Raw genomic sequence first — 15,297 nt, 5'->3', positions numbered from 1 at the left:
ATTCTAATTCTTGCAGTTGGAGCCGCTGAACGAATTCTACGCAATAGAATTGGTGTAATTATCTTTGACGGAACTGGACGTGTATGGTCAGAAGAAATAATTACAATGTCTTTCTTTCCTTTTGCCAATTCTTCCAACTTTGAAGAAGCTATTGGATTATCTAACGATCTTTCCACCAACTCTTGTTCTGAATATTTTGCATGATATGTGGCTGCCTCGGAAACTAGAGATCCTGCAAAATTATTTTCATCTATTTTTGCAGTAATCGTTCCACGATCATAAGGAAGTTTTACCTCAACCATCTAAACTTCATCTTCTTTCTTTTTTGTTCATGAATAATAGTAACTGCTATATATATATCTTTTCTTGTCAAGAAGTATTGTCCGAAACCATTGTTTAAATATATGGTTCTTTAACATTACCATTTGATAAGATGATATGGTAAAATCAAGTGTACTATCTAACTTAACAATAGTGTTAAGTATTGAAAGGGCGAAATATGACTAATAAAATGACTAACAAGGATATAGATTACCTTGTGAACTTTCTGAAGGACAAACAGATCTCAACAATTACCAAAGATTATCACACCTATTTAACATTTCATGGACTAAAGGCCGCGAGTGTCTTTATACTCAAAGATGGCATCATTAAAACTTCGGTAATTCTGCAAGACGGTAGAGAATTTAATATCTCATATATTAATCAGCCTGATGTCATCTCCCTATTACACGATGAGGCACTGCAGTATGATGAGCAGCCCTTTAATGTCCGAATTGAATCCCCAACAGCAACTTTTTACCAGATAAATCGTGTAAAATTTTGGAAGTATGTTAATAATAATTCACAGCTTCAAAACTATGTAAAACAATATTATCGGCATAGACTATCAGAAAATTTCTCGCGTTTACAACGATTGACAATGAACGGTAAACTAGGTGCTTTGGCCAGTTTTTTAAGAGATCTCGTGCTAAAATTCGGCCGTAATTTGCCAAATAGTTCAAAAATATTAATTGATTTTGATGTTACCAATGAAGATATTGCAGGCTTTTGTGGAATTGCAACTTATGCAAGTGTTAGCAGAATGATGAAAAAGCTCAAAGAAGAGGGCGTCATTGAATTTACCCATAATGGTGAATACAGTAAACGAAGAATTGTTGTTCGTAATGTACAAAAACTAGATGATTACATTGCCTATTAAGCAGGTTTATTTTATATAGTTGTGACTTTTTTCAATACAGTTTGTCAACTATTGTGATAGAATTAGTTAATCAAGACTATTTGTATAGCAATTTTATCTCTATTAAAATATCGCAAGGACTGTTTTTATGAGTAAGAAAATCTATTACGCAAATAAAATATTACAACCTGTAAACGAGGACCGACTGCTTGCTCTAGCAAAAAAATGTGATGATGCCTTTATATTCCAGACACCTGACAATCTCAAGCTCTATGCATTTGGTTCTCTTTCACAGATAGCACCTGGCAGCAGTCAAGAAAACCAATTTATTGCTGTTGCTCATTGGAAAAGCCGCTTGCATTCACTGCTTGTTCCAATAAATGCAGCTATTCCCCCACAAATTGTTGGCAGCTTCAGCTTCTCACCTGCTCAAACTGGTAAATCAGTCTGGGGCAATCTAGCAAATGGTTATTTCTTTTTGCCAAAGTTTCTAATCATCATTGAAAATAATAAATATCGACTTGTAACTAGCAGTTTTAGCAAATCCAATATTGAACAAGAACAGATTACTTTTGCTGCCTTGTTTTCTACCGTTGGTCTACCCAACCAGCAATTAACCAATGCAATCGTAGCAAAGAAAGAACTCAACGTTACTGAGTGGGCTGCTGCTGTTGCAAAATTAATTAAACTTATTAAGAAAACCGACTTAAAAAAAGTTGTGCTTGCTCGAAATTTGCAAATTGAATTAGCGTATGCACCCAATCTTTATTTGTTGTGGCAAAGGCTGCAAGATACACAACCTAATACCTATCATATTCTTTTAAAACGAAAGAAAATGATTTTTCTCAGTGCGACTCCGGAACGTTTTGCAAAATTTGGTGCTGCTTATTTCGAAACTGCTGCAATTGCTGGGACGACACGTCGTGGGACAACTCCCCTAGAAGATAAACAATTGGGAGACAGCTTGCTTGTAGATAAAAAAAATCGCGGTGAACAACAATTTGTTGTCGATGACATTAGCAACAGCTTAAAAAAAGCAGGCCTAATTGTCCAGCATCCCCAGACACCAATTTTGTTAAAAAACAAAAATGTACAACATCTTTTTACTCCTATCAAAGGGACAGGTTCCTATAACTTATTTTCTTTATTGCATGCCTTACATCCGACTCCCGCATTAGGTGGCTTACCCCGTAAAAAAGCATTGATACAGATTAATAAAATAGAGCCATTCGCTCGTGGATTATTTGGGGCACCTATTGGTCATATTTCATTTGACGGTACTGGTGAATTGGCAGTCGGCATTCGCTCTGGTATTATAAACGAAACTACATTATTCTTATTTGCAGGTGCCGGAATTGTCGCCGACTCCGTACCGGAAACCGAAGTTGCAGAAACTAGAATGAAATTTAATCCAATTTTGAATATTCTAAAGGAAGATACAGAATGATACAAAATGAAACTTTAACGAGACACATCTCACTTATTCTAAATGGACTGCTGCTGCAAGGACTTACAACGGCTGTAATTGCACCCGGTTCACGCTCTACTCCTTTTGCTTTAGCGTTAGCACAGCTAGCACAACAGAAAAAAATTGAACTCTTTGTTGACGTTGATGAACGCTCAGCTGCTTTTTTTGCCTTAGGGATTGCAAAAAAAACTCACAAACCAGTTTTATTGATATGTACCTCTGGAACTGCTGCTGCAAATTTTTATCCTGCCGTCTGCGAAGCTGCAATTTCACAAATTCCACTGCTCATATTAACTACTGACCGACCGCCAGAACTCACAAAAGTTGCTGCCCCACAAGCACTTGATCAAGATCATTTTTTTGGTAACCAAGTTAAGGCTTTTTTTGAACTTCCACTACCTGAAACTAATCAGGACTCACAGACCTATACTAACTATGTGGTTCAAAAAAGCTTTCAAATTGCACAAAGCAAACCGGCTGGTCCTGTGCATCTTAATCAACCCCTACGTAAGCCCTTGATGCCCGACTTACCAATCAAATTCGAACAAGATCAACAAAAATATGTCACACTTTCAAGTACTTCGACTTTGTCTTCTAATTTGATTACAGAACTGCATACCACATTGTTGAACAAGCGAGGAATAATTCTAGCTGGACCACAACAAAGTACGACTTCTAATACTGCGCTGCTCAAATGGGCTGAAAAAAGTGGTTGGCCTATTCTAGCCGACCCTTTAAGCCAATTACGCGGAATTCCTAGTTCTAACATTATTACTTGCTACGATTCTTTGCTAAAAACCAAGTCTGATAAATTAGCTGCTTTAAGCCCAGAGGTAATCATTAGAACCGGTCAGACATTTGTCGCGGCCTCATTGGCCTCATTTTTGAAAAAAAGTCAGGCTACTATTTACTCGCTTGATGAAGAAAATAAGCTTAATGACTATACAAAAACATCAACATTTTCACTAGAGATATCAGCAGAAGACTTCTTTGAACAATTCCCACCTGTCAACATTCCTGGTAATTGGCTCCATACATGGTCTACACTCGAAAAAATATATACTTCTGTCAATCAAATTAATTCTCTTAATATGTTAAATGAGCTAGACGTCATCAGAGTGATTTCTGCAACTGGTAGCAATGAACGTAACTTGTTTGTCAGTAATTCAATGCCAATCCGTGATGTTGATAGTGTCTTGCAGCCATTAAAGTCATTTCGTATCTTCTGTAATCGTGGAGCAAATGGAATTGATGGGATTGTGTCGACCGCTCTAGGAGTCAGTGCAAAGTCCACCGAGAACCTTTTATTAATTGGTGACTTAGCGTTCTTTCATGATATGAATGGTTTAATGATGGCAAAAAAATATCATCTGAAAATAAAAATCATTGTTATTAATAATGATGGTGGTGGAATATTCTCATTTCTCCCTCAAGCTGACAGTTCAAACTTTGAGGAAGTCTTTGGGACACCACTGGACATTGAAATTGAGCAAGTTGCTAAATTATACCACGCACACTACTCACTAGTTGCGACTGTGCCCAGCTTAACAAAGTGTTTGAGTAGACCTGCACAAACGCTTGAAATTATCGAAGTTAGGACTGATAGAAACGATAATGTTAATCTTCACCGAGAATTAATTAATCGATTTGCAAACCAAATTGCGAAGGAGTTCTAATAATGTTTTTTAAAACTAAATTTGCAAAATATTACTATCTAACAATCAAAAATAGTGTTGCACCATCTTGCTGGTTACTTCTTCACGGCTTTATGGGATCGCATAAAGAATATCTAAATATTGCAAAAAAACTTCCAGGAATAATTATTATTCCAGATTTGCTAGGGCATGGGAAATCTAATAGTGATAGTAACACTAACTCCTTCTCAATTGAGCAGCAAGCTGATGATTTGGCCGCATTATCCAGACAAATTGCTACACAAAAAATCAATGTCTGGGGATACTCAATGGGGGGACGCCTAGCACTTGCGCTAACACTAAGACATCCTGATTTTGTAAATCAGCTCTACCTAGAAAGTAGCACTGCTGGAATCAAAGACGATATTGCCCGTAAAAATAGAATTAATAATGACCGACAGTTGGCTTCTCGTTTGCAAACAGATGGACTTACTGATTTTGTGAATTTTTGGGAGAGTCTTCCACTATTCAGTAGTCAAAAATTATTGCCTCCCAAAATACAAAAATTTGTGCGTACACAACGTCTGCAACAATCTAATACAGAACTGTCTAAAAGCCTTTTAGGAATGGGAACTGGTCAAATGCCTAATTACTGGGACAAGCTGTCTTCCTTGCAGGTCAAAACTACGCTTTTTGCCGGTGAACTTGATTCTAAGTTCAACAGTATTACACACGATATGCAACTCCTTATTCCTAATTCTGAGCGATTTGTCATATCAGGTGCTGGACATAATGTTCATCTGGAAAAGCCTAATGAGATTTTAGCAATAATATACAAGAAGAAATGTCTATGAAAATTATAGAGATGCACTTACTCCCCGTAAAGCTCCAATTAAAAAACGCTTTTGTTAGTAATCATGAGACGGTTTCAAGGCGGGAGGTTTCAATTATTGGATTGAAAAACGATACAGGTATTTGGGGATATGGTGAACTTGAAGCCTTCTCTACACCTTATTACACACCAGAAACTCAAAGATCGGCGCGCCTAATCATTAAAGAAACACTTGGCCCTTTATTAAAGAATGTTCAAATTAATCAGCCTGAAGAAATAACAAATATTTTTAGTGAAATTGCGGGAAATCAGATGGCAAAAGCGGCTATTGAAACAGCAGTATGGGATCTTTTTGCAAAAATACAAAAGAAATCGTTAGCTGTACTAATTGCACAAAAAATACATACCAAGTCTCGGCGCAATGTTCCAGTAGGAATCAGCATCGGTGCCAAATCTTCTTTTGCAGAACTAAAAAATGCAGTTATCTCTGCAAATTATCAGGGTTACCAACGAATCAAAATCAAAGTGACCTCAGCGGAAGAACTCAATCTTATCAAAAAGATACTGCAAGTATTCCCAGATTCAACTTTCATGATTGATGCAAATTCAAGCTTCAGCCTAAAGATAGCATCTAAACTAGCTGAGATTACAGCACCCAATCTAGTAATGATTGAACAGCCCTTGCGCACAACTGATTTTGTTGATCATTCTATACTTCAAGCAAGGATTACAACCCGGCTTTGCCTTGATGAAAATATTTTTTCATTAGATGATGTAAGAACCGCATACACACTTAAAAGTGCACAAGCAATCAATTTAAAACTTGCACGGGTTGGTGGAATAGCAAATGCATTAGCAATAATAAATTTTTGCTGGGAACATGGACTCTTAGTGTGGTGCGGCGGTATGCTCGAAGCCGGAATTGGACGAGCAACTAATTTGGCTGTTGCAAGTCTGCTTGGATTAGACTTTCCTGGTGATATTTCAGCATCTTCGCGCTATTATTCCAAGGATGTTATAACATCTGAGTTCATGCTTGCACGTGGAATGCTCTCGGTCCCACTTGGATTAGGTATCGGAGTTACTCTTACTCCTAAATATCAACAAGCACTCCAAGATACGACTTCTTTTCTGTAATTTCTATTCTTTAAAAAAAACCAAAAATATCGTCACAAATAATTCACAATTCCATTCTATAATTTATTACATACCCTGGTAATATATCTTTTTCTTTTCCCCCTGTTGTAAGAGTTGATGACTCTCACAACAAATGATGTCTAAGTCTTTAACGCTCCCCCAAGTGTTGAAATCTTTTAGATGTCATAGCAGGCACAGTCACTGTTGATTGTGCCTTTTTTATTGTCCTTAATGAGTATAATCAATAACTTGATTCCCTCATTTCTGTTATAATTTACGTAGTGTAATTAGTAGACATCTAGACTTAAGGTTTACATGATATTGAATCATAAACTATTTAGCGTATAATAGATAATGTTAATAAATAAAAAAACAGATTAAAAAATCTAAGGAGCATACAGTATGACTAAATCCATTAAAATTCTGACCGATTCTTCAATTCAACTAACACCCGAAGAATTAAAAGAATATTCAATCAATATCATTCCTTTGTCCATTGAGATTGAAGGAAAAACGTTCGTAGATGGAGAGAACATCTCACGTCAAGAACTTATTGACCATCTTCGTGCTGGAAGATTTCCTAAAACCAGCCAGCCTGCCTTGGGGAAGTTTGTGGAAATGTATGATGAACTTGGTGCAGATGGCAGCTCAGTTCTTGCAATTATGATTTCTGATGTTTTAAGTGGCACTTGTGCAACTGCACAAACTGCAGCTAATATGACAGAAACTGAAGTAACTGTTATTAATAGCAAATCTACAGATCGTGGTCAAGCATACCAGGTAATTGCAGCTGCAAAAGATTTGGCAGCAGGGAAGAGCATTGAAGAAATTAAAAAACATTGTCTAGAAATTCATAAACGAACCAGAGTTAATGTTCTAATTGATAATCTAGATTGCCTAGTAAAAGGCGGCCGTGTAAGTCGTCTGGCAGGTACCCTAACAAAATTGATTAATCTCAAAATTATTGTCGAATTAGGTGACAAAAGTCTTGACCCTGTTGTAAAAGGTCGGAGCAAAAAGACCTTCGTTAAATTCTGCGAAGATCTTGCTCAGCGTCACATTGATAACCCCATTATTGATTTAGCTCTTTCTCATGTTGATCCAGAACCTGAATTTATAGAAAGACTAAAGGAAACGATATTAGGCGAAGATAGCAATGTCCCATCACTAATAAAACTAACTAGTCCGATCATCATGACACATACAGGATTAAATGCTATTGGTGTAATTACCCTGTCGGAGAAGGAAGATCAATAAAATATTTTATTAGTTTTTCGGACAACTAAGCGAACGTGTAGATTAGCACAATTATGATAATAAAAAGTAAAAAATAGCAAACTCGGCCGGCAATACCGAATTTTTCTCGACAGTAAACACTAACGTTATCGATGAGAAAGGTTCGGTTTTGTTTTTTTCCATTTTATTTTTGCTTGATCAAAAAAACAACTGATGACCGTCCACATCGGACCCCATACAGTTGAATTGTCAAACGACTTATATCTCAATTTCAAGTTAAATCCATTATTACTTACTATTTCCTATTCCACAAATTTTTTTTACAAAATAAATCCACCCTGCTACTATTCTTGAGTAAACACTGCTTGAGCAACATCTAGGCCTGCCTTGAGATCAACTACTGCCCCTGTTTGTAACAAAGCTGCTCCGAATAATGCGATAAAATTCATTATAAATCCCGGTTGAGCGCTGTAGCCCATCGTTCCAATTCGCCAAATCTTTCCAGTCAATGAACCAAAAGATCCGGAAATTTCAACCTGAAAAGTTTTTAATAATTGATTCCTAAAGTCGCTGTCATTTAAACCAGCAGGAATTGTTACACAAGTCACCATTGGCATCTCATTTTCGCCTTCATGATAGATTTCCAGGCCCATTGCTTTAAGTCCCGCACTCAATGCCTGGTGCACTAATAGGTGGCGTGCAATCCGCTTTGATAACCCTTCTTTCAGAGCTAGATGCAATCCTTCATGTAAAGCATAATCAGCTACTGTAGCCTCTGTATGGTGATTCAATCTCCGTGGAGACCAGTAATCCTGTAATTGGGTTAAATCAAGGTAATTACTGGAAATAAAGTCAGCCCCAGCAGCATCTGCAACTGTCCGAATTCCTTGCTCCACTTGTTTACGCTGATTTATTTCTGTTGCAAAGCGATCATTAAAAGTAATCGGAGTAATGCCAGAAGGAATTGACAAACATTTTTGTGCCCCGCCCACAACCGCATCTAATTGCCATTCATCAACTGCCAGCGAGGTTCCTAAATAAGACGCAACTGCGTCAACTACTAAAAAGCCGCCGTATTCATGAACAGCCGCCCCAATTCGATCTAACGGTTGCAACCGACCGGTAGATGTCTCACCATGAACAATTGCCACAACTTTGGGTTTTAGTCGATTAATTTCTTCAATAATCACATCTTGATCAAATACACTCCCCCAATCGGTGTTAAGTGTGTGGACCTCACCACCAGATCTTTTAGCCAGTTCAACAAATAAATCACCAAAACGACCAAAAACAGGAACTAATACTGTATCACCAGAGCGGACAATGCTGCTAATCACAGCTTCATTACCGGCTCGACTAGTACCATCAATCGGAAATGACCAATGATTTTTGGTGTTAAAGCTTTGACGAATCATTTCCATATTCTCATTCATAATTTGAGTAAAATCCGGGTCAAATTGACCCAAAATTTGATTACTCATTGCTTGTAACACTCGTGGATCGGCCATTGTAGGACCAGGTGTCATAATTAAACGATGGTTAATTTTTAATTCTCCCATTAAAAAGCACTCCTTTTAGTAATAACATTCTTCATATAATTGATCCTTTAAAATTTCTACACCTAATGCCAAATCTTCTGGACCAGTAAACTCCATTGGAGCATGGCTGATTCCAGCTTTACTAGGAACAAAAAGCATCGCTGTTGGCATTTTTAAATTCATAATTTGAGTATCATGCCCGGCTCCTGAAGGTAAATTCAAATAATCAAGCTTTCTTGCAGTAATTATTTTTTCAAATTGCTTGACCAACCGTTCATCCATTTTAGCGGGGCGACTATCCATCCACTTGTCAACTTCAACAGTAAAAATTGATAGCGTTGCTGCATATGTTCGCAAAAAGATTTCAAATCCATCGACAACTTTTTTATCAGGATGACGAATATCAACAGAAAAACGAACTAAACCAGGAATAACATTAGCAGACCCAGGAGAAACAGTAAACTCACCCACCGTAAAAACAAAAGGCTCACCCAAACGTTGTGCTTGTTGTTCCAAGCCATAAATCAAGCGAACTGCCGCCTTCAGAGCATCTTTTCTTAAATGCTGCGGTGTCGTACCAGCATGATTAGTTTGTCCATGCAAAGTCACAGTAAAACGTTTTTGCTCACAAATTGATGAAACAACTCCTAATTGTAATCCTTGTTCTTCTAAAATCGGACCTTGTTCAATATGCAATTCAAAAAACTCGCTAGGTAACGGTTGTTCTTCGAGTGAATATTTGGTTGTTAATTGCCGGAGTGCTAAGCGACGTGCAACACCAAAAGTCATTCCGTTACAATCTTTAATCGATGGATCAGTTTCTTGAGTTTTCGAATAATGCTTAGATCCAGAAAAACTAACTGGAAAACGGCTGCCCTCTTCTTCACTAAATGCCACTGCAGTCATTGTCTTTTGTGGCTGACCATACTGTCGGAATAGTTCACTCATTGCTAAAATCGCTGCTGCCATTCCATAAGCTCCATCATAAATTCCGGCTTTATTGACTGTATCGAGATGTGAACCTGCAGCCACAATTTTAGTTGCAGTCGCTCCAGGATAAGACATAAAACCATTGCCATATTTATCGACTGCTACATTCATCCCCCGCAACGTGGCATCTTGTAAAACAAAATCCATAGCAGCAAGCCAGGCCGCATCATAAACAAATCTAGTTACCCCGCCAGCAGCAAGCCGACCAAACTGACCCAAGTGAGTCAAATACTCATTAATATTTTGACTAATTACTTGCTTCAACAGCTGTCACCTTCTTTTAATGTTAAATTTAATTTAGAATTGATTTGCAAAAAAAGCACTGTTTAACTTGCACAAAAATATCAAAGCAATTGTGATTAATAGCTAAAAGTATTCTAAAAAGACCATTTCAATCTCGATTTAACAGCACTACTTTTTTTAAAAATAAAATTTTACTTATTCAAAAGACGTTTTTTAGGTTAGACTAGCTATAATTGCTATGGAAATAGAATTCAGATTTAGTTTTTGTTTTTGTTTATCTTTAATCATAGATTTTTTTAACATGAAGGAGGGTTACTGTACCAATGAAAATGGAAACCTTATTAGCAGCCAAAGAGTTACAAAATATTAAATTGATTGCCGGTCACCAAGGCTTGAAGCGCAACGTTCAGCTAATTGGCATGATTGAAGCACCTGATATTGAGTCTTATCTGTTTGCTGATCAATTACTAGTCACTACTGGATATCATTATTATCAAGATGTTAATTTGCTAAAACTGCTGATTAAAAAAATGGCAGCAGCAAATTGTGCAGGATTAGGAATAAAAGCCAATCGTTATTTTAAAAAAATCCCTCAAGATGTAATTCAATTGGCAGAAAGCCTGTGTTTCCCGCTGTTGTTGACACCTGCCAAAGAATCATTAAGCAAAACCGTTTCATCACTAATCAAAGTTGTAATTCAATCGGATGCCCTTAAACTCAGTCGTGTTATTCAGCAAAATCAGCGACTTTCCCGCTTAGCTCTTAATAATACTCGCTTCAATATATTTCTTGATCAATGTGCTGCTTACTTACAGCACGATATTGTCTTGTTAGATAGTCACTTTCGAGTCTGCTACTCTAATCAGTCTCTTAGCCAGCAGCAAGCTCAAATATCTGGCAGTTTAAGAAGGGAGAGTCGAATAAATTATTTTTCGTTGACCGAAGAAGCAACTGTCAAACTGGCAGAACGACAGTTGCGGATCATTCCGCTAATGGTTATGTATCCCGAAAATAAATCATTTATCGGAATTTTTGATTTGGAAAAATCAACTTCAATGCAACAGCTCCAACTCCAACAAATTCAAAACATCATCAGCCTAATGAATAGTCGAACTGATGTTATAAAAGAAGATATCATTCACCGATGCAACGATTTTTTCGTTAACGTCTTAGCCGGAAAAATCAGACAGGATCTTATTGAATAGCAAGCTGAGCAAAACCAAATCAAGTTAACCGATGATTGTCTGTGTGCCATCTGCGGTCTTAAACCAGCTAAGCGGGGTGGCATACTTTTCTTGAAACAAACAGAACAAATTCGCCGACTGGCTGATTGGTTCATTGATGAATACGCAATCCAAGCAGCAACCTTTATTCTGCAACAACAATTAGTGCTTGTAATTGCTGCAACGCAAAATGTAGATCATTTCTTGCAAGCATTGGCCGCTTTTTTAAAACAAACACTTGGTAAACAATTTTTATTAAAAATTGGTCTGAGTCATTCTAGCCTACCAATCACTAAGTTGACTAAAATATATCAAGAGGCTCAAGAAGCCTATACCTTGGCGGAACAATCAAAAATATTAATTCAACGTTTCCGCCCTAAAAAGGTTTCAGAATTACTGCAATTAATCCCGCAAAATGAAGCAGAATCGTTTATAAACGAAACACTTGGTCCACTCTTCAAAATCAAAAATAAGCAAGAAGCAGCTGATCTGATACAGACTCTCAGACTCTATATTTACAATCATCAGCAAATAAATTTAGTTGCTAAGCAATTGTTTATCCATCGTAATACAGTTGTCTATCGACTCAATAAAACCGCAGATATTCTTGGTGTGAATTTTGAAGATCCCGAGATAATTCAGCGCTTGCTGCTAGCTTTATTGTTATACGTCGAAAAATAAATTTCCCCATTTTCACTAGTGAAATCCGTTATCTCATGTTAGGTAATATAACATGAGGTTATGAACTTTCACTAGTTTTTTTTTAATCTTTGTATGTCATGCCTAATGCTTCAAAACCAAATTTCCATATAATTAAAAACAATCAATTCAACAAACTTGAATTTGAATGAAATCAATTTATTGCATGTTTGCTAAAGTGTTTTTTAGGAGGGATTTGTTCGCATGAAATATGACACAGTAATTGTTAATGGCAGAATTGTTACCCCAAACAAAATTTTAAATAGTCAAATTGCTATTCAAGATGACAAAATAACTGCATTGGGAAATAATCTAGATAAAGATGCAGCTCAAATTATTGACGCTGCCGGTCAGTTGGTCTTACCGGGAATGGTAGATACTCATGTTCATATCAATGAACCCGGACGTAGCGACTGGGAAGATTACCATACTGGCAGTCAAGCTTTAGCTGCAGGCGGAACAACAAGCATGGTTGTTATGCCCTTAAATGCTCTGCCAGCTCGGACTACCGCAGCGGAATTCAAACGCCATCGGTCAATTGCAGAAGGAAAATCCTATATTGACTTTGCTCTTTATGGTGGATTGGTCCCCGGAAATCTAGCCGAAATTCCTAAGTTAGCTACTGCTGGCGCTGCCGGCTACAAAGCCTTTATGGCGACAACTGGTACTGACATTCCGGGGGATTTTAAAAACGTTGATGATTATGAGCTTTACCGGGGGATGGAAGCAATTCAAAAAACCGGTTTGCGCTTGTCATTGCATGCAGAAAATCCAGTATTAACTGATCGTTTTGCAGCTGAAAAAATCGCTAATCATCAAACACAAATTCAAGATTATGTTGATTCACGGCCTCCCCTGGTTGAAGTAGAAGCCGTTCGGCGGGCTTTATATTTTGCTAAAATGACTGGTTGCAAATTACATTTTGTTCATTTATCAACTGGTGAAGCTGTTGCGGAAATCCAAAAGGCCCAAGAGGCTGGACAAGATGTAACTTGTGAAACTTGTATTCATTATCTAGCTCTTGATGTTGAGGATTTCAAAAAAATTGGACCTTTAGCAAAATGTTCCCCCGCCCTTAGAACTAAAAAAGTCCAAACAGAATTATGGAAAAAAGTTCAGGTTGGAGCAGTCAACGCAATCACTTCAGATCATTCACCAGCACCTGCGAGCATGAAAACTAATCCACACAACAATATTTTTGATGTCTGGGGCGGTATTAGTGGTGCACAGAACAATGTTGATCTTTTATTTGATATTGCAGTTACTACGAAACGTTTGACTATTTTCCAATTCATTCAACTAATCGCAGCCGGACCTGCAGAATTATTCGGCCTCAATTCAAAAGGTTCAATTACCATAGGTAAAGATGCAGACATTATATTCTTAGATCCAACTAAGGCTTATACTTTGAAAAAAAGTGATCTTTACTATAAAAATAAAATTTCTGCTTATGAAGGCTTTCAAATTCATAATCGGATTACGCGAACCATCCTTCGGGGAAAAACCATTTTTACACTTGCAGATAAATTCATAGCTGAACCAGATGGCAAGTTCCTATTTAATGAAAAAGTAAAGGAGGGCACGCCTTATGCAGACGATAACTCAAGAAAAATCATTTTCAATTAATCAAGCTCCTGTTGCTGATGATTTAAAACCGATTACCACTGATCAACGACACGTTGGTATTTTTGCCTATATGTCAATGTGGCTTGGTGATGGTTTTAATATTGGCAATATTACACTAGGATCCTCTTTAGTTGTTGCTGGAACTGCAACCATGAGTTTACTGCAAACACTTGTGGCAGCAGGTATTGCTATCTTTATTATTTCTGTAATTTTTACTTTTAATGACCGTTTTGGTTATGTAACTGGTTCGCCTTATGTAATTCAACTGCGACTATCTTTTGGTAAAGTTGGAGCTAAATTTGCCAGTTTATTACGGGGAATTCCTGCAATTGTCTGGTATGGCTTTCAAAGTTGGACCGGTGCTTTAGCTTTGAATCAAATTTTGAAAATTTTCACTAATGCAAATTTTAATAACACCGCAATCTGTTTTATTATTTTGCAGATAATTCAAACTTTAATCGCCTTAAAGGGATTCAAAACAATCAAAGTAGTTACTTCTATCATCTCGGTAATTGTAATGCTAGCACTCTCTAGTATCTTTATTTTACTGGTTGCACAACACAGTAGTGTTATTCAATCTAAACTAATTGCCGTTAAAGGTTCATGGGGATTGACTTTCTTCAGCTTCATCGTAGCCTTTTTAGGAAACTACACTGCAATTTTTGAATCTGCTGCTGATTACTCACGTGAATTAAGACCAAATCTGTCAAATAAATATCGTGGCCTGTTATATTTTGTACCAATCTGTTTTGCCTATGGAATTACTATCATAACCGGTGCAATGCTGGCAGCTGTTACTGGTATTTCCAGTCCAGTTAATGCCATGGCACAGATTTTTAACAACAATATCATTACAATGTTGATATCTGTCTTTATTATTCTTGGTGTAATTACCACCAACTCAGTTGCTAACATTATGCCTCCAACATACATTTTGACTTCTTTATTTAAGTTGCCACAAAATTTGGCAATCATGTTAGTTAGCACCTTAGCAGCTTGTTCATTCCCTTGGCTTTTGGTACAAAATTCATCATCTGCCGGATTAGCAATCTTCATTCGTTCATATTCCGTTTTCTTAGGCCCAATGACCGCAATCATCTTGACTGAATATTACATTGAGCGCCGACAAATAGTTCATCTGGATTCTTTGTACAATGATGATAAATTAGAAAAAGTTAGATGGAATGCTCCGATTGCCTTAGCTATTGGAGCGGTATTCGCATTAGTGCAAGTTGACTTATCATGGATTATCGGATTTTTTGTTGGAGGTATTGCCTATCTGATACTCAACCATATTCACAAAGAAAAGTATGTTCTCTGAAAAAAATCAACATTTATACTATCCGTCTTCTATATTTTGGTGTAAAAATGATACACTAATTACTTGTTAATAATGCAAAAACTTCCTTTCGAATATGTTTTTGGTCGGTAACCAAAAATTATTATATCGAAAAGAAGTTTTTTTCGCTAAAGCTATTCTATTTTGATGGT

The 15,297-nt window shown here is 37.0% G+C and carries 13 protein-coding genes and 1 pseudogene; 11 read left to right on the top strand and 3 right to left on the bottom strand.

Going from position 1 to position 15,297, the window contains the following annotated elements:
• The coding region (locus tag FFX44_RS06430; protein ID WP_289979049.1) for a lactate racemase domain-containing protein at positions 1–302 on the bottom strand (302 nt) is incomplete at its 3' end.
• A gap of 209 nt (positions 303–511) precedes the next feature.
• Between FFX44_RS06430 and FFX44_RS06425 the strand changes: the two genes are divergently transcribed.
• The 6 genes from FFX44_RS06425 (at position 512) to FFX44_RS06400 (ending at position 7,508) form a co-directional block, all read left to right on the top strand.
• A complete protein-coding gene (locus tag FFX44_RS06425) occupies positions 512–1,201 on the top strand; it encodes a Crp/Fnr family transcriptional regulator (RefSeq protein ID WP_289979067.1) in 690 nt (229 codons plus the stop codon).
• Positions 1,202–1,328: 127 nt separating this feature from the next.
• Positions 1,329–2,627, top strand: coding sequence for an isochorismate synthase (locus FFX44_RS06420; RefSeq protein ID WP_289979047.1), 1,299 nt, complete (start codon positions 1,329–1,331; stop codon positions 2,625–2,627).
• A complete protein-coding gene (menD, locus tag FFX44_RS06415) occupies positions 2,624–4,324 on the top strand; it encodes a 2-succinyl-5-enolpyruvyl-6-hydroxy-3-cyclohexene-1-carboxylic-acid synthase (protein ID WP_289979045.1) in 1,701 nt (566 codons plus the stop codon). Before FFX44_RS06420 ends, menD begins: the two co-directional genes overlap by 4 nt.
• A 2-nt stretch (positions 4,325–4,326) precedes the next feature.
• Positions 4,327–5,136: a 2-succinyl-6-hydroxy-2,4-cyclohexadiene-1-carboxylate synthase gene (gene menH, locus FFX44_RS06410; protein WP_289979042.1), complete on the top strand. Its 810-nt coding sequence runs from the start codon at positions 4,327–4,329 to the stop codon at positions 5,134–5,136.
• A complete protein-coding gene (gene menC / locus FFX44_RS06405; RefSeq protein ID WP_289979040.1) occupies positions 5,133–6,251 on the top strand; it encodes an o-succinylbenzoate synthase in 1,119 nt (372 codons plus the stop codon). The genes menH and menC overlap by 4 nt, the downstream gene beginning before the upstream one ends.
• Positions 6,252–6,653: 402 nt before the next feature.
• A complete protein-coding gene (locus FFX44_RS06400; protein WP_289979038.1) occupies positions 6,654–7,508 on the top strand; it encodes a DegV family protein in 855 nt (284 codons plus the stop codon).
• Positions 7,509–7,831: 323 nt separating this feature from the next.
• Here FFX44_RS06400 and FFX44_RS06395 read toward each other — a convergent pair whose 3' ends face one another.
• On the bottom strand, positions 7,832–9,046 hold the full coding sequence (locus tag FFX44_RS06395; protein ID WP_289979037.1) for an alanine--glyoxylate aminotransferase family protein: 1,215 nt from the start codon (positions 9,044–9,046) through the stop codon (positions 7,832–7,834).
• A 15-nt stretch (positions 9,047–9,061) separates the two neighbouring features.
• Complete coding sequence (locus FFX44_RS06390) at positions 9,062–10,279, bottom strand: M20 family metallo-hydrolase (RefSeq protein WP_289979036.1); 1,218 nt, start codon at positions 10,277–10,279, stop codon at positions 9,062–9,064.
• Between the two features lie 302 nt (positions 10,280–10,581).
• Between FFX44_RS06390 and FFX44_RS06385 the strand changes: the two genes are divergently transcribed.
• The 5 genes and pseudogenes from FFX44_RS06385 to FFX44_RS06365 all read left to right on the top strand — a co-directional run bounded on the left by FFX44_RS06385 (position 10,582) and on the right by FFX44_RS06365 (position 15,127).
• Positions 10,582–11,463: a PucR family transcriptional regulator ligand-binding domain-containing protein gene (locus FFX44_RS06385; RefSeq protein WP_289979034.1), complete on the top strand. Its 882-nt coding sequence runs from the start codon at positions 10,582–10,584 to the stop codon at positions 11,461–11,463.
• Between the two features lie 15 nt (positions 11,464–11,478).
• Positions 11,479–11,802: pseudogene (locus tag FFX44_RS06380) on the top strand (hypothetical protein); the annotation flags it as partial.
• A complete protein-coding gene (locus FFX44_RS06375) occupies positions 11,779–12,162 on the top strand; it encodes a helix-turn-helix domain-containing protein (RefSeq protein ID WP_289979065.1) in 384 nt (127 codons plus the stop codon). The pseudogene FFX44_RS06380 and the gene FFX44_RS06375, both read left to right, overlap by 24 nt.
• A 222-nt stretch (positions 12,163–12,384) precedes the next feature.
• Positions 12,385–13,806 (top strand): allantoinase AllB, encoded by a 1,422-nt coding sequence (gene allB / locus FFX44_RS06370; protein ID WP_289979033.1) that lies wholly within the window; start codon positions 12,385–12,387, stop codon positions 13,804–13,806.
• Entirely contained in the window at positions 13,769–15,127 is a 1,359-nt protein-coding gene (locus FFX44_RS06365; RefSeq protein WP_289979031.1) for an NCS1 family transporter, read from the top strand. Before allB ends, FFX44_RS06365 begins: the two co-directional genes overlap by 38 nt.
• The last annotated feature ends 170 nt before the right edge of the window (positions 15,128–15,297 follow it).

The sequence above is a fragment of the Lactobacillus sp. UCMA15818 genome, from assembly GCF_030400225.1.
GTDB lineage: Bacteria > Bacillota > Bacilli > Lactobacillales > Lactobacillaceae > Liquorilactobacillus.
The sequence above is the reverse complement of the archived record's forward strand: the minus strand, read 5'-3'. Positions and strand labels throughout refer to the sequence as shown.